25 protein-coding genes are annotated in these 20,741 nt (G+C 43.3%); all 25 read left to right on the top strand.

Features of this window, described 5'->3' with window-relative positions:
- Positions 1–29 precede the first annotated feature (29 nt).
- On the top strand, positions 30–3,716 hold the full coding sequence (gene rpoB, locus EHR01_RS05435; protein ID WP_135693655.1) for a DNA-directed RNA polymerase subunit beta: 3,687 nt from the start codon (positions 30–32) through the stop codon (positions 3,714–3,716).
- 14 nt (positions 3,717–3,730) lie between these two features.
- Positions 3,731–8,032, top strand: coding sequence for a DNA-directed RNA polymerase subunit beta' (gene rpoC, locus EHR01_RS05430; protein WP_135693654.1), 4,302 nt, complete (start codon positions 3,731–3,733; stop codon positions 8,030–8,032).
- Between the two features lie 140 nt (positions 8,033–8,172).
- Positions 8,173–8,547, top strand: a complete 375-nt coding sequence (rpsL, locus tag EHR01_RS05425) for a 30S ribosomal protein S12 (protein ID WP_004783543.1) — start codon at positions 8,173–8,175, stop codon at positions 8,545–8,547.
- Between the two features lie 14 nt (positions 8,548–8,561).
- Positions 8,562–9,035, top strand: coding sequence for a 30S ribosomal protein S7 (gene rpsG / locus EHR01_RS05420; RefSeq protein WP_012388943.1), 474 nt, complete (start codon positions 8,562–8,564; stop codon positions 9,033–9,035).
- A gap of 73 nt (positions 9,036–9,108) precedes the next feature.
- Positions 9,109–11,052 carry an elongation factor G-like protein gene (locus EHR01_RS05415; protein ID WP_135693653.1) on the top strand — a complete coding sequence of 648 codons (1,944 nt, stop codon included), beginning with the start codon at positions 9,109–9,111 and terminating at the stop codon, positions 11,050–11,052.
- Between the two features lie 49 nt (positions 11,053–11,101).
- On the top strand, positions 11,102–12,307 hold the full coding sequence (gene tuf / locus EHR01_RS05410; protein WP_002974170.1) for an elongation factor Tu: 1,206 nt from the start codon (positions 11,102–11,104) through the stop codon (positions 12,305–12,307).
- 5 nt (positions 12,308–12,312) lie between these two features.
- Entirely contained in the window at positions 12,313–12,621 is a 309-nt protein-coding gene (rpsJ, locus tag EHR01_RS05405) for a 30S ribosomal protein S10 (protein ID WP_002974412.1), read from the top strand.
- 11 nt (positions 12,622–12,632) lie between these two features.
- Entirely contained in the window at positions 12,633–13,256 is a 624-nt protein-coding gene (gene rplC / locus EHR01_RS05400; protein WP_135693652.1) for a 50S ribosomal protein L3, read from the top strand.
- Positions 13,257–13,271: 15 nt separating this feature from the next.
- Positions 13,272–13,907 carry a 50S ribosomal protein L4 gene (gene rplD, locus EHR01_RS05395; RefSeq protein ID WP_012388939.1) on the top strand — a complete coding sequence of 212 codons (636 nt, stop codon included), beginning with the start codon at positions 13,272–13,274 and terminating at the stop codon, positions 13,905–13,907.
- Positions 13,908–13,911: 4 nt separating this feature from the next.
- Positions 13,912–14,217, top strand: a complete 306-nt coding sequence (locus EHR01_RS05390) for a 50S ribosomal protein L23 (RefSeq protein ID WP_100790764.1) — start codon at positions 13,912–13,914, stop codon at positions 14,215–14,217.
- Between the two features lie 2 nt (positions 14,218–14,219).
- Entirely contained in the window at positions 14,220–15,056 is an 837-nt protein-coding gene (rplB, locus tag EHR01_RS05385) for a 50S ribosomal protein L2 (protein WP_135693651.1), read from the top strand.
- Positions 15,057–15,069: 13 nt separating this feature from the next.
- Positions 15,070–15,348, top strand: coding sequence for a 30S ribosomal protein S19 (rpsS, locus tag EHR01_RS05380; protein WP_100743125.1), 279 nt, complete (start codon positions 15,070–15,072; stop codon positions 15,346–15,348).
- Between the two features lie 8 nt (positions 15,349–15,356).
- Positions 15,357–15,707, top strand: coding sequence for a 50S ribosomal protein L22 (gene rplV / locus EHR01_RS05375; protein ID WP_004783773.1), 351 nt, complete (start codon positions 15,357–15,359; stop codon positions 15,705–15,707).
- A gap of 3 nt (positions 15,708–15,710) precedes the next feature.
- On the top strand, positions 15,711–16,388 hold the full coding sequence (gene rpsC, locus EHR01_RS05370) for a 30S ribosomal protein S3 (protein ID WP_135693650.1): 678 nt from the start codon (positions 15,711–15,713) through the stop codon (positions 16,386–16,388).
- 22 nt (positions 16,389–16,410) lie between these two features.
- Positions 16,411–16,824 carry a 50S ribosomal protein L16 gene (gene rplP / locus EHR01_RS05365; protein ID WP_002974545.1) on the top strand — a complete coding sequence of 138 codons (414 nt, stop codon included), beginning with the start codon at positions 16,411–16,413 and terminating at the stop codon, positions 16,822–16,824.
- Positions 16,821–17,093: a 50S ribosomal protein L29 gene (rpmC, locus tag EHR01_RS05360; RefSeq protein WP_135693649.1), complete on the top strand. Its 273-nt coding sequence runs from the start codon at positions 16,821–16,823 to the stop codon at positions 17,091–17,093. Before rplP ends, rpmC begins: the two co-directional genes overlap by 4 nt.
- Positions 17,094–17,096: 3 nt before the next feature.
- Positions 17,097–17,366 carry a 30S ribosomal protein S17 gene (rpsQ, locus tag EHR01_RS05355; protein ID WP_012388932.1) on the top strand — a complete coding sequence of 90 codons (270 nt, stop codon included), beginning with the start codon at positions 17,097–17,099 and terminating at the stop codon, positions 17,364–17,366.
- Complete coding sequence (gene rplN / locus EHR01_RS05350; protein ID WP_002974152.1) at positions 17,363–17,755, top strand: 50S ribosomal protein L14; 393 nt, start codon at positions 17,363–17,365, stop codon at positions 17,753–17,755. Before rpsQ ends, rplN begins: the two co-directional genes overlap by 4 nt.
- Before the next feature lies 1 nt (position 17,756).
- Positions 17,757–18,140: a 50S ribosomal protein L24 gene (rplX, locus tag EHR01_RS05345; protein ID WP_135632113.1), complete on the top strand. Its 384-nt coding sequence runs from the start codon at positions 17,757–17,759 to the stop codon at positions 18,138–18,140.
- Positions 18,141–18,142: 2 nt separating this feature from the next.
- Positions 18,143–18,694 carry a 50S ribosomal protein L5 gene (rplE, locus tag EHR01_RS05340; RefSeq protein WP_135693648.1) on the top strand — a complete coding sequence of 184 codons (552 nt, stop codon included), beginning with the start codon at positions 18,143–18,145 and terminating at the stop codon, positions 18,692–18,694.
- A 10-nt stretch (positions 18,695–18,704) separates the two neighbouring features.
- Positions 18,705–18,890 (top strand): type Z 30S ribosomal protein S14, encoded by a 186-nt coding sequence (locus EHR01_RS05335; RefSeq protein ID WP_012476296.1) that lies wholly within the window; start codon positions 18,705–18,707, stop codon positions 18,888–18,890.
- A 16-nt stretch (positions 18,891–18,906) separates the two neighbouring features.
- Entirely contained in the window at positions 18,907–19,305 is a 399-nt protein-coding gene (rpsH, locus tag EHR01_RS05330) for a 30S ribosomal protein S8 (protein WP_002973604.1), read from the top strand.
- A gap of 14 nt (positions 19,306–19,319) precedes the next feature.
- Positions 19,320–19,859 carry a 50S ribosomal protein L6 gene (gene rplF, locus EHR01_RS05325; protein WP_002973724.1) on the top strand — a complete coding sequence of 180 codons (540 nt, stop codon included), beginning with the start codon at positions 19,320–19,322 and terminating at the stop codon, positions 19,857–19,859.
- Between the two features lie 6 nt (positions 19,860–19,865).
- The gene (rplR, locus tag EHR01_RS05320) at positions 19,866–20,234 is read left to right on the top strand and encodes a 50S ribosomal protein L18 (RefSeq protein WP_135693647.1); all 369 of its coding nucleotides are present in this window, start codon (positions 19,866–19,868) and stop codon (positions 20,232–20,234) included.
- Positions 20,235–20,237: 3 nt separating this feature from the next.
- Complete coding sequence (rpsE, locus tag EHR01_RS05315) at positions 20,238–20,741, top strand: 30S ribosomal protein S5 (protein ID WP_002973816.1); 504 nt, start codon at positions 20,238–20,240, stop codon at positions 20,739–20,741.

The raw sequence follows: 20,741 nt of genomic DNA, 5'->3' as shown, positions 1-20,741 counted from the left end.
TATTTTGTTGTCTCTAGGGAGAGTATTCCATGCATACCCGAATGCAAATTAGAAACCGGGTAAATTTCGGTAAAATTACCGACCTCAATTTACTTCCTAATCTTATCTACGTACAAAAAAAATCCTTTGATTGGTTTCTCCAGTCGGAAGTGAAAGATCCGACGAAACGTTTGAACCAAGGGTTGGAAGCGGTATTTCGTGAATCCTTCCCAATCGAATCACCAAACAACGATATGGTCATGGAATATGGCCATTATATCTTGGGAGAGCCGAAACGCGATCCTCAAGAATGCAAAGATACTGATTCTTCCTTTGCTGTTCCACTAAAAGCAGTCATTCGACTCATCATCAAAGACACCGGAGAGATCCGGGAACAAGTTGTCTACATGGGAGATCTTCCTGTGATGACAGACCACGGAACTTTCATCATCAATGGTGCAGAAAGGGTAGTGGTAAGCCAGCTTCATAGGTCGCCTGGTATTTTCTTTTCTTACGACCAAGTGCGTGATACTTTTTCTGCACGGGTGATTCCTTACCGAGGTTCTTGGTTGGAATTCGAGATGGACAACAAGGGAATCCTTGTTGCCAAAATCGACCGTAAGAAAAAATTCCCGGCAACCCTTCTTGTTAAAGCTATGGGGATGGGAACAAACGAAGAAGTATTACGTTTGTTCTATGGATCTTCCAAAATGAAGATTGCTGGTGCCAATCCAAAAGACCTCAAACGTCTCATTGGTCGCCGAACCATCGCTGATATCATCAACATGGAAACGGGAGAGGTAATGCTCGACGCCGGATCCAAAATCAATGAGGATAATATCTCCATCCTTCGTGAAATGAAGGTAAAAGATGTGGATGTCATTGAATTTCCGAAAGGAAAAGACAACCCAGTTCTTATCAACTGTTTAGAAAAAGATGGTGTGAACGACTACGAAGATGCAGTCAAAAAATTTCACACGATCATGCGTCCAGGCGAACCTTCTACGATTGAAAACGCAGAAGCAGAACTGAAACGCCTCTTTTTCTCACCTAAAACTTTTGATTTAGGTGTTGTGGGTCGTTACAAGATCAACAGTAAATTTGAATTCAACAATCCAAAAGAATTTTCAAAAGCTGAAGACCGAGTTTTAAGAAAACAAGATATCATCGAAACTGTTCGTTACCTTGTGATGCTCATGTCGGAAGCAGAAAACTACTATCCGGATGATATTGACCACTTAGGAAACAGAAGGATTCGTTCTGTTGGAGAGCTCATTGCCAACCAATTGAAACTTGGATTCTCTCGTGTGGAACGAGTGATCAAAGAAAGAATGACAGTTCAGGAGCCGGAACAACAAACTCCGCAGCTCTTAATTTCCATCAAACCAATCACCGCAGTGATCAATGAATTTTTTGGATCTTCGCAACTTTCTCAGTTTATGGACCAAACCAATCCTTTGGCGGAACTTACCCACAAACGTAGGTTAAACGCTCTTGGGCCTGGTGGACTTTCTCGTGATAGAGCAGGTTTCGAGGTTCGTGACGTTCATTATTCTCACTATGGTCGTATGTGTCCGATTGAAACACCGGAAGGTCCAAACATTGGTCTCATTCTATCCATGTCTAGTTTTGCACGAGTCAACGATTATGGGTTTATTGAAACTCCATACCGCCTTGTGAAAAATGGAAAAGTCCAAAAACAAGTAGAGTATCTCACTGCGGACAAAGAAGAATACCACTACATGGCACAGTCCAATTCGACTGTCGATGAGAAGGGAGAATTTACTTCTAAACTGATCTCGACTCGCCATAGAGGGGACTTTCCTTTCCGTAGCCCATCAGAGATCCAATATATGGATCTTGCTCCTTTACAAGTTGTGTCTGTATCGACTGCACTCATTCCGTTCTTAGAACATGATGATGCGAACCGTGCGCTCATGGGATCAAACATGCAACGCCAAGCAGTACCTCTTTTAACAGAAGAAGCTCCTTTTGTGGGAACTGGTATGGAAGCTCGCGCGGCATATGATGCGGGAGTTTGTATTGTTGCCAAAAAAGATGGTGTGGTTTCCAAAGTAGATGCCACAGGTGTTTGGATCAAAGAAGACCAATCCAAAGAGATTGTCCATTACCCACTCATTAAATTCAAAAAAACCAACCAAGGAACTTGTTTTAACCAAAAACCAAACGTTTCCATGTTGCATACGACTACTGGTGGTAAAGTAGGTAAGGTTTCCAAAGAACGAGTGGAGATTACTTCTCCAAACGGTGAAAAAGAAACCCATGAACTTTTCCATTCGGAAGATGTGCAGTATGTTGCGGTCGTAAAAGAAGGCCAAGACTTAGGAATTGGTGCCCCAGTAGCGGGACAAATCATCAAAGGCGAAAAATACGGTGAATTTGGACAAATCCTCCAAAAAGGAACTGTTCTTGCGAACGGACCTTCCACTGATGCTGGTTATTTGGCACTTGGCCGTAACGTTCTTGTGGCATTTATGCCTTGGGAAGGTTACAACTTTGAGGATGCGATTCTAATTTCTGAACGAATCATCAAAGACGATGTTTTCTCTTCGATCCACATCGAAGAATTCGAAATCCAAGCTCGGGAAACCAAACTCGGACAAGAACAAATCACTCGTGACATTCCAAACCTTTCGGACAAAGCGTTCCGTGATTTGGATGAGTCAGGTGTGATCCGTGTTGGTGCCGAAGTGAAACCAGGCGACATCCTGGTTGGTATGGTGACTCCAAAAGGAGAAACCGACCTTACTCCTGAATACAAACTATTACACTCCATTTTTGGAGAGAAGGCAAAAGAAGTAAGAGATTCCTCTCTTCGTATGCCAAACGGTTTTGAAGGAACTGTGATCGATATCAAACGTTATTCCCGTGAAACAGGCGACGAACTCGCTGCTGGCGTGGAAGAAATGGTAAAAGTCTATGTGGCTCGTAAACGTAAACTCCTCGTGGGTGATAAGATGGCGGGACGTCACGGAAACAAAGGGGTAGTTGCCCGTGTGATGGCACAAGAAGATATGCCATACATGGAAGATGGAACTCCTGTTGATATCGTGCTTAACCCTCTTGGGGTTCCTTCACGGATGAACCTCGGTCAGATTTTTGAAACCCAACTTGGTTTCGCGGCCAAAAAACTAGGAATCAATTTTGAAACTCCTGTGTTTGATGGCGCTACCGAAGGTGACGTTCATGAATTCTGCAAAAAAGCGGGATTACCAGAAAACAGCAAATTTCAGTTATACGACGGAAGAACGGGAGAGAAATTCATCAACCAAGTCTTCTGTGGATACATTTACATGTTGAAACTGGCTCACTTGGTGGATGACAAAATCCATGCAAGATCGACTGGACCTTACTCACTCGTAACGCAACAACCACTCGGTGGTAAGGCGCAGTTCGGGGGACAAAGGCTCGGTGAGATGGAAGTTTGGGCTCTCGAAGCATACGGTGCATCACACACCTTACAAGAGTTACTCACCATCAAGTCAGATGACATGCTTGGACGTGCAAGAATTTATGAAGCGATTGTGAAGGGAATCCACTCGATCAAACCGGGAATTCCAGAATCATTCAACGTTCTTGTTCAGGAACTCCGAGGTCTTGCTCTTGATATCATCATCAAAGACTCCGAAGGATTGGAAGTGGATATCTCTGATTACGAAGATGAATTCTCGAAAAACAAAAAGAAAATCAAATTCGAGACCATTGAAAACGTTTAGGGAAGGGAAAAAGTATGAGAAATTACAATAGTTTTGAATCGATTACGATCCGTTTGGCTTCGCCCGAGCGGATCAAAGAGTGGTCGTTCGGGGAAGTTAAAAAACCTGAAACGATCAACTACCGTACCCTAAAACCGGAACGAGATGGTCTTTTCTGTGAAAAAATCTTCGGAACCACTAAGGATTGGGAATGTTACTGCGGTAAATTCAAATCCATCCGTTATAAGGGAGTGGTTTGCGACAAATGCGGGGTTGAGGTAACTCACTCCAAAGTGCGTCGTGAAAGAATGGGTCATATCGAACTTGCGGCTCCTGTTTCGCATATTTGGTATTACCGTTCAGTTCCGTCACGTATGGGACTCCTTCTTGATATGACCATCAACCAACTCAAAAGTGTTCTTTACTTTGAGAAGTATGTGATCATTGACCCAGCTGATTCCGGAAGGAACAGGGGCGAGCTTATCGATGAAGATGAATACCATAATTATTTAGATGAATACGGTGATAAATTCATCGCAGGGATCGGTGGGGACGCCATCAAAGAACTTCTCGCACGCATTGATGTGGATGCAGAAGCTCGTGTGATCCGCCAAAAGATCCAAGATAAAAACAAAATCTCTGATAAACGTATTTTCAAACGCCTCGAAGTTTTGGAAGCGTTCCGGGATTCCGGAAACCGTCCTGAGTGGATGGTTCTGGATGTAGTTCCGGTCATCCCACCAGAACTTCGTCCGATGGTGCAATTAGAGGGGGGACGTTTTGCAACTTCCGACCTTAACGATTTGTATCGCCGAGTCATCAACAGAAACAATCGTCTCAAACGACTTCTTGCTCTGAAAGCTCCTGAGATCATCGTACGAAACGAAAAACGTATGTTACAAGAAGCAGTAGATGCTCTTTTTGATAACAGCCGACGTAAACGTACGGTAAAAGGAAAAGGAAATCGACCATTGAAATCGATTTCCGATATGCTCAAAGGAAAACAAGGTCGGTTCCGCCAAAACCTACTCGGTAAACGGGTAGATTATTCTGGTCGTTCGGTGATCGTAGTGGGTCCTGAACTGAAATACCACCAAATGGGTCTTCCTAAAAAAATGGCTTTGGAACTTTTCAAACCATTCATTATGAAGCGCCTTGTGGATTTGGAACTAGCACCAAACATCAAATCTGCGAAGAAAAAAATCGAAGCAGAAGATAAAGAAGTTTTTGATGTTTTGGAAACTGTGGTGAAAGAACACCCGGTTCTCCTCAACCGTGCTCCAACACTTCACAGACTTGGAATCCAAGCATTTCTACCAGTCCTTGTAGAAGGAAAGGCAATCAAACTCCATCCTCTCGTTTGTCACGCGTTCAACGCCGACTTTGACGGGGACCAAATGGCCATCCACGTTCCACTCGCTCCAAAGGCACAGCTTGAAACTTGGATGCTGATGTTATCACCGCATAACATTTTGAATCCTGCGAACGGACAACCGATTTGTGGACCAACGCAAGATATCGTTCTTGGGATTTATTACCTCACTTCTGAAGTAAAAGACGCAAAAGGTGAAGGAAAATTCTTTACTGGTCTAGAAGAAGTGATGTATGCGATTGAAACGAAAACCGTTGAAATTCGCTCCAAAATCTCCGTTTTACACGAAGGGAAAATCATCGAAACCACTCCGGGAAGGCTAATCTTCAACCAAGTGATGCCAAAAGGGTATGTGTATATCAACAGAACCCTAGGTGATAAAGAAACAAACAAAATCATTGCCGACGTATACGAGAAGTTTGGACCAGGGATCACAGTTGTGATGCTTGATGAAATCAAACGTCTTGGATACCGTTACGCGACTGTATTTGCTCCTACCATTTCCATTGATGACATCCGAGTTTCTCCTCAAAAAGAGGGACTAGTGAATGATGCCAACAAAGAAGTTGAAAAAGCGGATATGGAGTATCGTAAAGGTATCATTACCAACGAAGAACGTCGTAAAAAAGTAATCGAAATTTGGACGAAAACCAATGACCGCATTACAGAAGGTATGTTTAAGGAACTCGAAAAAGACCAAGCAGGGTTTAACCCAGTTTACGTCATGGCAGCTTCGGGTGCTCGTGGTTCCAAACAACAGATCCGTCAGCTCGCAGGGATGCGGGGACTTATGGCGAAACCGTCTGGGGAAATCATCGAACTTGCGATTCGTTCCAACTTCCGTGAAGGCCTCGGGGTATTAGAATTTTTTATCTCCACACATGGTGCGAGAAAGGGACTTGCGGATACGGCGTTAAAAACTGCCGATGCGGGTTACCTCACTCGTCGTCTTGTGGACATCTCTCAAGATGTGATCGTATCGGAAGATGATTGCGGAACCAAAGCAAACATCACTCTCGGAATCGTAAAGGAAGGGGAAAACGTGATCGTTTCTCTTGCGGACAGAGTGTTCGGTCGTTATACGGCTGAAGATTTAGTCGATCCAGTTTCCGAAAAAGTGGTTTTCCCGAAAGACACTCTCATCACAAGAGCCATCGGACAACAGATTGAAAACCTTGGTTACGATAAAATCAAAGTAAGATCACCTCTGACTTGTCGCTCTCGTTACGGAATTTGTACGAAATGTTACGGTATGGACATGGCTCGTCTTGTTCCTGCAGAGATTGGGGAAGCAGTGGGAACCATTGCGGCACAGTCCATCGGTCAACCGGGAACACAGCTGACAATGAGAACCTTCCACGTGGGTGGTGCGGCATCTGCTACCATTTCAGAAAGAGAACATAAAGTTCCTTATCGCTCTATCGTAAAATCAATTAACGGTCGTCTTGTTACGAATGCAAATTCTGCAAAAGTGTTTGCTCGTCGCGGAACCATCATCGTCAACAGGCTGATCCAAGAATACAATACCGATTCACTTTCGAGTGTTCGTGCCGTTGATGGTCAAAGATTGGAAAAAGGGGAAGTTTTTGCGACCCAAGTTGGGGAATCAACCGAACAACGCATTACTTCTGACCAAGCGGGAACTGTTACTCTAGTTGGGACGACTCTACGCATCTTAGGTGATGACTTTGTGATTCCAGTAAAAATCGGAACCATTCTTCGTGCGGAAGAAGGCCAAATCGTAGAAGAGAACAAGGCACTTGCTGAGTTCGACCCTTTTAACGAGGTGGCAGTTGCGGAAGCAGCAGGAACCATCCAATGGGAAGATTTGGAAATTGGAAAAAACGTTCGTCGTGATGTGGATCCAAAAACTTCCAATATCATTCTGAAAGTGGTAGAACAAAAGAAAGATCGATTGGTTCCAAAAGTTCTGATCGGATCCGATGAATACTCAGTTCCAGTGGATGCTCTTCTCCAATTCCAAAACGGAGACAAGGTGAGAGAAGGGGATGTCATTTTCAAAATCCCTTCTGTTGCTGAAAAAACACGAGATATCACGGGTGGACTTCCAAGGGTAGATGAACTTTTTGAAGCTCGTCGTCCGAAAGATGCCTGCACACTTGCAGAAATCGACGGAAAGATCGAAGACAAAGGGGAAATCGTAAAAGAAAAACGTATCCTCTACATCATCCCAGAAACAGCAGAACAAGAAAAAGTAAAAGTAGCCATCCCTGTCGGTAAACAAATTCGTGTTCGCCAAGGTGACTTTGTGAAACGAGGAGACCAGTTGGATGAAGGAAACTTTGACCCGCATGATATTCTTGCGATCAAAGGACCAAATGCCCTTCACGAATATTTGGTTTCTGAAGTTCAGGAGGTATACCGTCTGCAAGGGGTTCATATCAACGATAAACACATCGAAGTTGTGGTTCGCTCCATGCTTCGTAAGGTGATCATCACAGATAGTGGGGACACATCTTTTGTGAACCAACAACAAGTGGATAAATTCCTTTTTGATGAAGAAAACGACCGAGTGGAAAAAGAAGGTGGATCTCCTGCACAAGGAACTCCAGTTCTTTTGGGATTAACCAAAGCGTCCCTCAATACTGAGTCTTATTTCTCGGCAGCGTCCTTCCAGGAAACCACAAAGGTTCTAACTGATGCGGCCATCAAAGGAAAAACAGACAACCTCATGGGTCTGAAAGAAAACGTAATCATTGGTCACATGATCCCAGCTGGAACAGGTATGAAAAAATACCGTGACATTGAAGTTTTCAAAGATCTCCCAGGAGACTTGGATTGGGATCTCGAAACCGAAGAAGAGGAAGAAGAAGTTTCTGAACTTTCCGAGTCGGCTCCTGTTTCCACCGCCACACTTTCACGCCTTGTTGCTGAAGAAGACGAGGATGAAGATGAGTTGGAAGAAGAATCGGACGACTCAGATGATGAGGACGACGACGATTAGACCCAGACTTTGTCCCTAGCAAATTCGGAAGAGTTTCTGGGGACAAAATCATGTTTTCGTTTACAAAATGTCCCTATCTGGAATTTTGGACGAAAACGTCATTATTTTTTTAAAGACAGAGAAGTAGAAGAAGGAATCGAATGCCTACAATTAACCAGCTCATCCGCATTGGAAGAGAAGACCAAAAGAAAAGAACTAAATCTCCTGCCCTAAAAGCATGCCCACAAAGACGTGGAGTTTGCACAAGGGTAATGACCTTTACTCCTAAAAAACCGAACTCAGCTCTTCGTAAAGTAGCAAGGGTTCGCCTTACAACAGGAATTGAAGTCACAGCTTATATTCCTGGTGAAGGTCACAACCTCCAAGAACACAACGTGGTTCTCATCCGTGGGGGAAGGGTAAAAGACTTACCAGGGGTTCGTTATCATATCATTCGTGGAACACTGGATACACTCGGTGTAGACAAACGTCGTAAAGGACGTTCTAAATACGGCGCTAAGCGTCCTAAAGCGTAATCGGAGAAAGGTATATGTCTAGAAGAAGAGGAAAAGTTGAACCGCGCCATATCGAAGGCGATCCTAAATACAATGACAAAGTGATTTCTAAGTTTATCAACTGCCTAATGGTAGATGGTAAAAAAAGTGTCGCTGAATCCGTATTCTACGATGCGTTAGAAGTAATTGCTAAAAAAACTGGCCAAGACCCGTTTGCTGTTTTTCAAGAAGCATTGGAAAATGCAAAACCACAAGTGGAAGTAAAATCTCGTCGTGTGGGTGGTGTGACTTACCAAGTTCCGATCGAAGTTCGTCCAGAAAGACGACTTGCACTCGGAATCCGATGGCTTATCAAATATAGCCGTGGAAGAAACGAAAAATCAATGAAAAACAAATTGGCAGCAGAATTCATGGAAGCTCAAAAAGGCACCGGATCTGCGATCAAGAAAAAAGAAGATATCCGAAAGATGGCAGATGCCAACAAGGCTTTCTCTCACTACCGCTGGTAGTCTCATCCATTCGATTCCCATCATTGACAAGCCAGGTGAAAACCTGGCTTTTTTATTTTAACCAAACAAAATTATGAAATACCGAACTGTTGGAATTTTTGCACATATTGATTCGGGTAAAACCACACTCACCGAACGGATCTTATTCGAGGCTGGGAAAATTTCGGCAGTAGGATCCATTGAAGATGGGAACACGGAATCGGATTCTTTACAGGAAGAAATTGAAAGGGGAATTTCCATTCGCACCACCTTTCATTCCCTTCCATGGAAAACCACCTTTGGTGAGTTCAGGATCCAACTAGTCGACACACCCGGTCATATTGATTTTCGAAACCAAGTCACAGATCTATTGCCTGCCATGGAGTCGGCCATTGTGGTTTTGGAAGCGGGGACAGTGGTCCAATCCCAAGCACGTCTTGTGATCGAAGAACTTCGAAAAGCAAATGTTCCCATGGTATTTTTTATCAATAAACTCGATCGTTTTGATGAAGATTATTTGGACACTTTGGTATCTCTGGAAGAAATTCTAGACGAGGCACCAGTCACTCTCTTCCAAAAGGATCCCGAGGGAAAACTGGAATATTATTTAAGGGCTCCTGGGAATTTTCCCAAAACGGTAAAGGAAGAACTGATGGCCTGGAATGATGAGCTCCTTCTTTCTTCTTGGAATGATCCTTCAGGCCAAACTGATTATTCTCTGATGGGGCTCCAGAGTGGTCCAAGTTCCGGGAAACTCCATCTGGTGTATGGAGGATCTGCGAAAACGGGGGTAGGGGTAAGGGAACTTTTGGATCTAGTTCTTTGGACAGAACCCAAAAAAATAGAAAACCAAACCCCTTCCGGTTTTCCTTTTCTTGTTCTTTCTAGGCGTACGAGTCCCGAGTTCGGTCGGTATGCCGTCATTTATCCCACAAAGGAGGTTCGTTCGGAAGAGTTGGACCAAATGGCAAAAACCTTCCTCTCCCAAAAAAGTCCTGTGTCCACAAGCCCATATCCCGAAAGTCTTCCTGATTTTCATTTTTCCTTCTTGGACCCAGAGACAGAAGAGAAACTCATCAGTTTGGAAAAAGGGAAACTGGTGATCCTAAAAAATCACCCAGACTTACTCCTGTTGCCAGGTCATCCTGTGGCTCTTGGTTCATCCTTCGGACTAGGTGACGAAACTCCTATTTTGGACCTTGCTCCTAGTCCTTTTTCTGTCCTTTTGGAACCGGAAGAAACCGCAGACAAGGAATTTTGGTTATGTCGCTTGGAGGAGCTGGTTTGGGAAGATCCAGGATACCAAGTCCAAAATAAGGAAGATACCGGACAATTGGTACTCCTTGGTCGGGGTGAACTCCATTTGGAAATCGGAATCCGAAGGGTTACAGAAAGAACGGAAAAAAAACTCTCAATTAGTTCGATAAACATTGCCAAATTAGAGCATCTTAAAAAAATGTCTCATAAGGTTGCCCTAGAGCATCGTGCCTTTGAAGATCAAAAATCAAGCGGCGCGCTCATCGCAGTCCTGGAAGATACTGCCGATTTTTCGAAGCATATTGCCTTCGAGGTAAGTCTTCCGGAAGAAGTAAAAAATTCGATAGAAACGTCCTTTTTGGAAGCCTGCTTACACGGGTTCTACGGTGAGGAAGTTGTAGGTCTCAAATTCCGTGTTCTCTCTTACGAGATGCCGGAGGGAGATTTGCAAATCACTTTAACGCTTTTGAAAGTAGCGATACTGGCAGGCGTAAAGGAATTGTTTCCATCCAACACATATTTGGTCGGACCCCTCACGGAAGTAGAAGTGATGGTGGACGCAGACCACTTAGGTGTAGTTCTTTCTGATCTAAGTCGCAGAAACGCTAAGGTGGTCTCCACCTGGGAAGCTGTGGCAGGGAAGAGTCACTTAAAAGCCAATGCACCGGCCCAAAACCTGCTTGGCTTTTCAGGGGCTCTTAGAAACATGACCAAAGGGATTGGCATTTCTTGGGAAAGGACTGCTTTTACCTATGAATTTCATGCAGTTTTAAAGGAGTAAAGAACCGAGGATCGGGTCTTGCACCACGATTGAGGAGTAGATTCTAACAATGGCTAAAGAAAAATTTGACCGTTCAAAACCACACTTAAACATCGGAACTATTGGTCACGTTGACCACGGTAAGACAACCCTAACAGCAGCAATCACAACAACGCTTGCGAAGTTAGTTGGTGGAAAAAATAAAGCGATTGCTTATGACCAAATCGACAATGCGCCCGAAGAAAAGGCTCGTGGGATTACTATTGCAACGTCTCACCAGGAGTATGAAACTCCAAACCGTCACTACGCACACGTAGATTGCCCGGGACACGCGGACTATGTTAAAAACATGATTACTGGTGCTGCTCAGATGGACGCTGCGATTCTCGTAGTATCTGCAACTGACGGTGCTATGCCACAAACTAAAGAACACATCCTTCTTGCTCGCCAAGTAGGGGTTCCTTACATCGTGGTTTACCTAAACAAAGCTGACATGTTGGCTGCTGATGAAAGAGACGATATGGTTGAGATGGTTAAAGAGGAAATCAAAGACCTTCTTAACAAATACAACTTTCCTGGTGATAAAACACCTTTCATCTCTGGTTCTGCATTAAAAGCTCTTGAAGGTGAAGATTCCGACCTAGGAATGAAATCCATTTTGAAACTTATGGAAGCTGTTGATACTTACGTTCCAAACCCTACACGTATTGTTGATAAACCTTTCCTTATGCCAGTTGAGGACGTATTCTCAATCACTGGTCGTGGAACAGTTGCAACTGGTCGTGTGGAGCAAGGTGTTCTTAAGATCAACGACGAGATCGAAATCGTTGGTATCCGTGATACATCTAAATCAGTTGTTACTGGTATTGAGATGTTCCGTAAACTACTCGATCAAGCGGAAGCTGGAGACAACATTGGTGCTCTTCTTCGCGGAACTAAAAAAGAAGACATCGAAAGAGGTCAAGTTCTTGCGAAACCGGGTACAATCACTCCACACAGAAAGTTTAAAGCGGAAGTTTACGTTCTTACTAAAGACGAAGGTGGACGTCATACTCCATTCTTTAACAACTACCGTCCTCAGTTCTACTTCAGAACTACAGACATCACTGGTGTTTGTAACCTTCCTGGTGGAATGGAGATGGTTATGCCGGGAGATAACGTTACGATGTCAATCGAACTTATCCACCCAATTGCTATGGACCAAGGTTTGAAGTTCGCGATCCGTGAGGGTGGAAGAACAATTGGTTCTGGTGTTGTTGCGGAGATCGTTGAGTAATCCCAATGGCTGGACAAAGAATTCGCGTTAAGTTAAAAGCTTTCGATCATCGGTTGATTGACCAATCAACCTTTGAAATCGTTGCAACTGCGAAGAGGACCGGAGCTACTGTCTCCGGTCCAATCCCACTTCCAACGAAAAAAGAAATCTACACGGTATTACGTTCTCCGCACGTGAATAAAAAAGCTAGAGAACAATTTGAAATGAGAACTCACAAGAGACTCATCGATATTTTAAATACGAATGAAGATACGGTAGAAGCCCTGATGAAGCTTCAACTCCCTGCTGGAGTTTCCGTAGATATTAAATCCTAAGGATAGGATCCATGGCTAAAGGTTTAATCGGCGAAAAATTGGGCATGGCCCACATATTCAATAACGAAGGTAAGATGGTTACTGTAACCGTTTTACGCGTGGGTCCTTGTTTTGTGTCCCAGGTAAAAACATCTGCAAACGACGGCTACGAAGCCGTTCAATTAGCATTTGGTGATGCCAAGGAAAAACACATGACGAAGGCTGAAGCTGGACATATCAAAAAAGCAAACATTGCCACTCCAAAGAAAACTCTGATTGAATTCAAAGGTTTTGAAGATGTAGCAGTTGGTGCTGAGGTAAAACTCGCTGATGTGTTTGCTTTGAACGACACGGTGAAAGTAACCGGAACTTCTAAAGGAAAAGGAACTCAAGGTGTTGTGAAGCGCCACGGTTTTGCTGGTGGTCCTGCTGGACACGGTTCTCGTTTCCAAAGACATCCTGGTTCGATTGGTTCCAATACAACTCCTGGACGTGTGTTCAAGGGTTTAAAAATGGGCGGAAGAATGGGTTCTGAGCAGAGCACTGTTCGAAACCTGAAAGTAGTAAAAATTGATGCAGACGCCAACTTGGTATTTGTATCCGGTCCGGTTCCAGGAAGAGAACGCGGTATCGTTACGATAGAAAAAATCGGATAAATAGATAGGTAGAACATGAAAGCGCGTAAATACAATAAAGAAGGCGTATTCGTAAGCGAAGTTGAACTTCCGGCAGAATTATTTGCTACCGGCATTTCGCTTGGAGCCATCTATGATGCGGTTAAAGCTGAAAATGCGAACAATAGACAAGGAACACACTCTACAAAAGATCGTTCCGAAGTTCGCGGTGGGGGAATTAAACCTTGGGCTCAAAAAGGAACTGGTCGTGCAAGACAAGGATCCATCAGAGCTCCACATTTCGTTGGTGGTGGTATCATTCATGGACCAAAACCAAGAGATTATTCCTCTAACTTGTCACGCAGCGTTAAGAAAAAGGCTGTTCTCTCCATCCTTAACAAAAAGGCAGAAGAAAACAGAATCGCGATCATAGAAGACGTAGAACCTTCTTCTTACTCTACAAAGTCCATCTACAACATTTTGAAGAACATGGACATTGCAGAGAAGGGTAACGTGGGTTTTGTGGTAGCTGGTGAAAACCAATTCCTCAAAAAATCCACTCGCAATATAGAGAACCTCAAATATGTGAACAGCAAACGAGTCGTTTGCCGAGACATCCTCTATAATAACAATTTAGTAATCTCTGAAAGCGCTTTAAAAGAGCTTCAGGCACAGTATTCTAAGAAAGGATAAGACAGTGAACCTAGAGAATGTAATCTTATCACCGGTTGTTACAGAAAAGTCGCAAGACCTTCAAACAATTGGAGAACGTATGGGAAAAAGAACTGTCAAGTATACGTTCAAAGTCCACCCGGATGCGAACAAAACTTTGATCAAACAAGCCCTGAAACAAATGTATAACGTTGTTCCAACAAATGTAAACGTAGCCGTTTACCGTGGGAAAATGAAACGTTTTAGAAACATGCCGTCCCCAAGACCTCACTACAAAAAAGCCGTAGTGACTTTTGCTGACGGAGCAAATTTGGATTTTGCTAAGGTTTAATTATGGGAATTAGAAAACTTAAACCCACAACGCAGTCTAGCCGGTATTATTCGGTTTTAGATTTCAAAGAAATCACTGAAGTGGTTCCTTACAAGCCGCTCACTGCAAACTTTTCATACAAAGCTGGCCGTGATAACAAGGGTCGAATCGCTGTTAGACGCAAAGGTGGACGTAACAAAAGAAAGTTCCGTATCATCGATTTCAAACGTAATAAATTTGGAATCCCTGCGACTGTAAAAACAATCGAATACGATCCAAACCGTTCTGCTTTTATTGCTCTGATCTGTTATGCAGATGGAGAATACCGATACATTTTAGCTCCTAACGGTCTGAAAGTCGGTGATAAAATTGAATCTGGTGCGAATGCAGAGATCAAACTAGGAAATACACTTCCTTTGGATAAGATCCCTGCAGGAACTAACGTTCACAACATTGAACTTCATATCGGAAAAGGCGGTCAAATCGCTCGCACAGCAGGATCTTTCGCTGTGATCTCCGCAAAAGATGGTGACTATGTATCGCTCAAACTTCCTTCTTCGGAAATCCGAAAGGTTCGTAAAGAGTGTTTAGCAACCATCGGAGAACTTTCCAACAAAGACCATAACTTGGTCATCATTGGTAAAGCGGGACGTAACCGTTGGTTAGGAAAGAGGCCGAAAGTAAGAGGGGTCGTTATGAACCCTGTGGACCACCCACTCGGTGGTGGTGAAGGTAGAACTTCCGGAGGTCGTCACCCAGTGACTCCTTGGGGTAAACCTACGAAAGGATTTAAAACACGTAAGACTAAACCGTCTGACCGTTTTATTGTCCAAAGACGTAAGAAAAACAGGAATAGGTAGGATCTAGATACTCATGGCTAGAAGCTTAAAAAAAGGTCCGTTCATTGACGACCACCTCATGAAAAAAATTACGAGCCTAAACTCTGAAGGGAAAAAAACTCCCTTCAAGTCTTGGTCCAGAAGAAGTACCATTTATCCAGATATGATTGGTCATACAGTCATGATTCATAATGGCAAAGCGTTTGTTCCTGTTTATGTAAACGAAAACATGATCGGTCACAAACTCGGTGAATTTGCTCCCACTAGAACCTTCAAAGGTCACGGTGGAGACAAAAAAGTAGCGAAGAAATAGGTAGAGAGATGGAAGCAAAAGCAGTAGGAAAACACCTCAGAATTTCTGCCAGAAAAGCTCGCCTGGTTGCTGATGAAGTTCGTGGATACGATTACAAGGAAGCCATTGATATCTTGCGTTTTACTAATAAAGCAGCAAGTTCAATGATCATCAACCTTCTGAACTCGGCAGTGGCGAACGCAGTCCAAATGAACGAAAGTTTGGATCCAAGTTCACTTTATGTTAAAAAAATCTATGTGGATGACGGCCCTATCATGAAACGTTTCCGCCCAAGAGCACGTGGACGTGCTTCTAGGATCCGTAAACGCCTAAGCCACATCACTGTTGTTGTATCTGAAATCGAAAAGAAGGTTAGCTAATTTATGGGTCAGAAAGTAAATCCAATCGGACTACGAATCGGAATCACACGTAATTGGGATTCGGTTTGGTTTTCCAAACAAGATTACATCAAAAATCTTCACGAAGATATCAAGATCCGTAGATTCCTTCTGAAGAAATTCAAAAACGCATCCGTTGTGAAAATCGTAATCGAAAGATTCCCTGAAAAGATCAACGTAAATCTCCATACTTCTAAACCAGGTATGGTGATTGGTCAAAAAGGCCAAAACATCGAAGCGGTAAAACAAGAGCTAAAAAAATACGCTGATAAACCGATCGGAATGAACATCATCGAAGTGAAAAAACCAGAAGTGATTGCTCAAGCAATTGCAGAAACGGTTGCCCTTCAAATCGAACAAAGGATGCCATTTCGTCGAGTAATGAAAGCAGAACTTCGTCGTGCTATGCGCGGTGGAGTAGAAGGAGTGAAAATCCAAATCTCTGGACGTCTCAACGGAGCAGATATGGCACGAACTGAAAAGTATATGGAAGGACGAGTTCCTCTTCATACTCTTCGTGCAAAAATCGATTTTGGATTCAAAGAAGCTCTTACAACTTTCGGTCAAATCGGTGTGAAAGTATGGACTTATACAGGTGACTACTTCCCTACAAAAGAAGAGTCCGATGAAGATAAATACGCTGTAAAACGTAGAACGAGTTAAGAAGTACTAAAGAGAAACAATCATGTTAGCACCTAAACGAGTAAAATTTAGAAAACGCCAAAGAGGGCGCTTAAAAGGTAAGGACGAAAGAGGTTCTTACGTTGCGTTCGGTGAGTATGGTTTAAAAGCCATCTCTTCCGGTCGTATCACAGCGCGACAAATCGAAGCTGCAAGGATTACTATCAACCGCCAAGTGAAACGAGGTGGGAAATTGTGGATCAGGATCTTCCCTCATTTACCAATCACAAAGAAACCTGCCGAAACTCGTATGGGTAAAGGTAAAGGTAACCCTGAATTCTGGATTGCTGAGATCCGTCCAGGCCGTGTTCTTTTTGAGATGGCTGGAATTGATGAAGAAACAGCAAGAAAAGCACTTCACCTAGCAGCGTTTAAACTGCCAGTAGAAACTTCATTTGTTAAGAGGAACGTTCTATGAAAGACGATTTCAAATCACTATCTCCAGAAGATTTGAAGAAAGAAATTCTTTCCTCTTCCGAAGAAGTAAGAAAAGCAAGATTTCAATTTGGTGTGACAAGATCCCTTGAGAACCCAAAACAAATCCGCAATCATAAGAAGAGAATTGCCCAAGCGTTAACTGTACTTCGTGAGAAGGAACTAGCTGCAAAGGGTAAACTCAAACAAATCGCACCGAAAGCTGGTTCAGCTCCTAAAGCTGCTAAAACAAGCAAAGGTAAGAAGAAGTAGGTTATGGAAGATAAAAACTCTAAAAAGTCTTTAACCATTCAAGGTGTAGTTGTGAGCGATGCTATGGATAAAACTGTAGTGATCGAAATCATCACAAGAAAAGTGCACCCACGGTTTAAGAAGATTATGACCAGAACTTCCCGCGTGAAAATTCACGACGAGAAGAACGAGTGTCAGGTTGGTGATCGAGTCATCGCTGTGGAAACAAGACCACTTTCTAAGCAGAAACACCATAAACTTGTAAAGGTAATTGAGAAGGCGAAATTAGTATGATCCAACAAGAAACTATTTTACAAGTAGCCGATAACTCGGGTGTGAAAAAAGTCATGTGCGTTAAAGTGCTTGGCGGTTCCAAAAAACGCTACGCAACGCTTGGTGACGAAATCATCGTCGCTGTGAAAGAAGCACAACCTGCATACGGTCTTCGTGACGGGCAAGGTAAAAAAGTGCATAACAAAGCGGTTCAAAGAGCAGTTGTTGTGAGAACGAAAAAAGAAGTTCGTCGTCCAGACGGAACTTACATTCGTTTCGATGACAATGCCGTTGCCATCATTGATGACAAAGGGAATCCAAAAGGAACCAGGATCTTCGGACCTGTTGCCCGTGAACTTCGCGATAAAAAATACATGAAAATTATATCTCTCGCTCCGGAGGTTCTCTAGAATGGCAGCTAAATTAGCATATAGAGGCTCCGAGCCCACTAAATTCAAAAAAACGAAAATCAAAAAGGACGATGAAGTTCTTGTGATTTCCGGTAAAGAAAAAGGAAAAAAGGGGAAAGTTCTCGCTGTGGATAAACGCAAAGACCGCGTTTATATCGAAGGTGTGAACAAAAGAAAAAGATTCGTACGCCCAACGCAAGAGAACCCTCAAGGTGGAGCGATCGAAATCGAATTCCCAATCCATATTTCCAATGTGATGTTTCACGACGCAAAAGCAGAGAACAAAGCGAAGCCAAAGAAGAAAATTAAGGCTGTACGTTTGGGCTTTGCCAAGAAGGATGGTAAATCCGTACGAGTGACTCGACCTGAAGGGAAAGAAGTATAGTTATGGTACCTAGGCTTAAATCAAAATACGAGAAGGAAATTCGTCCTACACTCCAAAAGTCACTCGGCTTTCAAAGTGTCATGCGAGTTCCCAAACTAGAAAAAATCGTGATCAACGTTGGTATGGGAGAAGCTCACACCAACCCAAAAGCGATGGAAGCTTGTTTGGTAGAAATTGGCCAAATCACAGGCCAAAGACCGGTGAAAACATTCGCTAAGAAATCCATTGCGGGTTTCAAAGTGAGAGAGGGGATGGTGCTTGGTTGCAAAGTTACCCTTCGTGGTCATCATATGTATGAGTTTCTTGACAGATTCATTAACGTGGCTCTTCCACGGGTTCGTGACTTTCGCGGAGTTAATCCAAAAGGTTTCGATGGTCGAGGAAACTACAACCTGTCTGTAAAAGAACAGATCATCTTCCCTGAGATTCATTTTGATAAAATCAATACTATCTACGGGATCAATATCACTTTTGTAACGAACACGGAAGTGGACAAAGAAGCGTTCGAATTATTCCAAGCCTTCGGTATGCCTTACCGAACGGCAGGTAAGTAGGAGATTTATCATGGCGAAAAAATCAATGATGGAACGCCACGCCAAAGAGCAAAAATTCAAAGTGAGAGAGTACAATCGTTGCCCTCTTTGTGGTCGATCACGCGCTTATTTGCGCCGCTTTGATATGTGTCGTCTTTGCTTCCGGGACCTTGCTAGCAAGGCTCAGATCCCCGGTGTGAAAAAGTCTTCCTGGTAATTAGGTTAAGGTAAGTATGAGTCTTTCAGATCCAATCGCAGATATGCTAACAAGAATCAGAAACGCACAACAAGCAAAACATGAGCTTTGTGTGATTCCTGGTAGCAAAATCAAGAAGTCCATCCTCGATCTTCTTAAAGAAGAAGGTTTTGTAGATGATGTTCAAACAGTAAAAAATGGAAGTTTTGATGACTTCCAAGTGAAATTAAAATACGACACGGAAAAAAAACCGGTAATTCGTATGATCGAGAGAGTTTCTACTCCTGGTCGTCGAGTTTACATCCAATCTGGTGAAATCCGCCCGTTCCGAAATAACATCGGAACTCTCATCCTTTCGACTTCGAAAGGTGTGATGACTGGGAAACGTGCTCGCAAACTCAGAGTAGGAGGGGAAGTTCTCTGTAAGGTATTCTAGAGAACGATAACACCATGTCTCGAGTTGGAAAAAGTATCATCAAATTGCCTGCAAAGGTAGAAGTAAAAGCAGAAGCTGAAGCCCTTACAATCAAAGGGCCTTTAGGGGAATTAAAAACTCCGCTTTACGAAGGTGTCAGCGCCAATGTGGAAAACGGCGAACTAGTTTTCACTCGTAAGAGTGAAGACCAAAAGACTGTGGCATTACACGGTCTAGTTCGTTCCCTAGCAATGAACTGCGTAAAAGGTGTGACAACTGGTTGGGAAAAAAACCTAGAAATTACTGGGGTTGGTTACCGTGCTCAAAAACGCGGTAAAGACCTTGTGATGGCTCTTGGATATTCTCACGAAGTGGTTTTCCCTGAACCTACTGGTATCAAAATCGATGTCGCAGATCAGCTTAAAATCAAAGTATCGGGAATTGACCGACAACTGGTTGGACAAGTTGCGGCTGACATTCGTTCGAAAAGACCTCCTGAACCTTACAAAGGAAAAGGGATCAAATATCAGAACGAATACATCCGTAGAAAGGCCGGAAAAACCGGTAAGAAGTAGAACGTCATGATCAATAAGACAGCTAAAAATATCAAAAGATTGAGAAGAGCGGAACGAGTTAGATACAAACTCCGTTCGACCTCGGAAAGACCTCGGTTGGTTTTTAATAAAACAAATCGTTACCTCACCGCACAAATCATTGATGATGCGAAGGGTGTAACTCTTGTTTATGCAACCACTTTAGAGAAAAATTTTCCGAAACATGAAAATTCTAAGAAGAGTAAATCGGCTGCAACCGAACTCGGTAAAGTAGTCGCTGAAAAAGCGAAAAAAGCAGGAGTTTCCCAAGTGGTTCTCGACAGATCTGGAATGGTTTACCATGGCAAGATCGCTGCTTTTGCTGATTCTGCCCGCGAAGGTGGATTGGAGTTCTAAATGATGTTAGAAGAAGAAACAAAAGAGTTTACTGAGAAGGTCGTAAAAATCGACCGAGTTGCCAAAGTAGTGAAAGGGGGACGTCGTTTCTCCTTTAACGCACTTTCTGTAGTTGGCGACTCTAAAGGAAAAGTAGGAATCGGATTTGGAAAAGCAAATGAAGTTCCAGATGCCATCCGAAAGTCCATTGAATCGGCAAAAAAGAATTTAAAATCCATTCACTATATCGGTCATACCGTTCCTCACGATGTTGTGGGACAGTTCAAATCCGCTCGAGTGATCTTGAAACCAGCTTCTCCGGGAACGGGGATTATCGCTGGTGCTTCTGTTCGTTCCGTTTTGGAAAGAGCAGGGATTCAAGATGTTTTGACAAAGTCATGGGGATCTTCAAACCCTATGAACATTGTGAAGGCGACTATGGATGCATTACAACAGTTGGAAACACCGTCAATGGCGGTAAAACGACGTGGTGTTAGCCTCAAACACTTGTTTGGGCAAGATCTATAA

Origin of the sequence: Leptospira mtsangambouensis (assembly GCF_004770475.1) — a bacterium.
GTDB lineage: Bacteria > Spirochaetota > Leptospiria > Leptospirales > Leptospiraceae > Leptospira_A > Leptospira_A mtsangambouensis.
The sequence above is the reverse complement of the archived record's forward strand: the minus strand, read 5'-3'. Positions and strand labels throughout refer to the sequence as shown.

Bases quoted from the DNA above. Each gene is read 5' to 3' on its own strand.
- rplF (WP_002973724.1), top strand. From the start codon at position 19,320: ATGTCTCGAGTTGGAAAAAGTATCATCAAATTGCCTGCAAAGGTAGAA.
- EHR01_RS05335 (WP_012476296.1), top strand. From the start codon at position 18,705: ATGGCGAAAAAATCAATGATGGAACGCCACGCCAAAGAGCAAAAATTC.
- rplX (WP_135632113.1), top strand. From the start codon at position 17,757: ATGGCAGCTAAATTAGCATATAGAGGCTCCGAGCCCACTAAATTCAAA.
- rplV (WP_004783773.1), top strand. From the start codon at position 15,357: ATGGAAGCAAAAGCAGTAGGAAAACACCTCAGAATTTCTGCCAGAAAA.
- rplP (WP_002974545.1), top strand. From the start codon at position 16,411: ATGTTAGCACCTAAACGAGTAAAATTTAGAAAACGCCAAAGAGGGCGC.
- rpsL (WP_004783543.1), top strand. From the start codon at position 8,173: ATGCCTACAATTAACCAGCTCATCCGCATTGGAAGAGAAGACCAAAAG.
- rpmC (WP_135693649.1), top strand. From the start codon at position 16,821: ATGAAAGACGATTTCAAATCACTATCTCCAGAAGATTTGAAGAAAGAA.
- rplD (WP_012388939.1), top strand. From the start codon at position 13,272: ATGAAAGCGCGTAAATACAATAAAGAAGGCGTATTCGTAAGCGAAGTT.
- tuf (WP_002974170.1), top strand. From the start codon at position 11,102: ATGGCTAAAGAAAAATTTGACCGTTCAAAACCACACTTAAACATCGGA.
- rpsJ (WP_002974412.1), top strand. From the start codon at position 12,313: ATGGCTGGACAAAGAATTCGCGTTAAGTTAAAAGCTTTCGATCATCGG.
- EHR01_RS05415 (WP_135693653.1), top strand. From the start codon at position 9,109: ATGAAATACCGAACTGTTGGAATTTTTGCACATATTGATTCGGGTAAA.
- rpoC (WP_135693654.1), top strand. From the start codon at position 3,731: ATGAGAAATTACAATAGTTTTGAATCGATTACGATCCGTTTGGCTTCG.
- rpsG (WP_012388943.1), top strand. From the start codon at position 8,562: ATGTCTAGAAGAAGAGGAAAAGTTGAACCGCGCCATATCGAAGGCGAT.
- rplN (WP_002974152.1), top strand. From the start codon at position 17,363: ATGATCCAACAAGAAACTATTTTACAAGTAGCCGATAACTCGGGTGTG.
- rpsS (WP_100743125.1), top strand. From the start codon at position 15,070: ATGGCTAGAAGCTTAAAAAAAGGTCCGTTCATTGACGACCACCTCATG.
- rplC (WP_135693652.1), top strand. From the start codon at position 12,633: ATGGCTAAAGGTTTAATCGGCGAAAAATTGGGCATGGCCCACATATTC.
- rpsC (WP_135693650.1), top strand. From the start codon at position 15,711: ATGGGTCAGAAAGTAAATCCAATCGGACTACGAATCGGAATCACACGT.
- rpoB (WP_135693655.1), top strand. From the start codon at position 30: ATGCATACCCGAATGCAAATTAGAAACCGGGTAAATTTCGGTAAAATT.
- rpsH (WP_002973604.1), top strand. From the start codon at position 18,907: ATGAGTCTTTCAGATCCAATCGCAGATATGCTAACAAGAATCAGAAAC.
- rplR (WP_135693647.1), top strand. From the start codon at position 19,866: ATGATCAATAAGACAGCTAAAAATATCAAAAGATTGAGAAGAGCGGAA.
- rpsQ (WP_012388932.1), top strand. From the start codon at position 17,097: ATGGAAGATAAAAACTCTAAAAAGTCTTTAACCATTCAAGGTGTAGTT.
- rpsE (WP_002973816.1), top strand. From the start codon at position 20,238: ATGTTAGAAGAAGAAACAAAAGAGTTTACTGAGAAGGTCGTAAAAATC.
- rplB (WP_135693651.1), top strand. From the start codon at position 14,220: ATGGGAATTAGAAAACTTAAACCCACAACGCAGTCTAGCCGGTATTAT.
- rplE (WP_135693648.1), top strand. From the start codon at position 18,143: ATGGTACCTAGGCTTAAATCAAAATACGAGAAGGAAATTCGTCCTACA.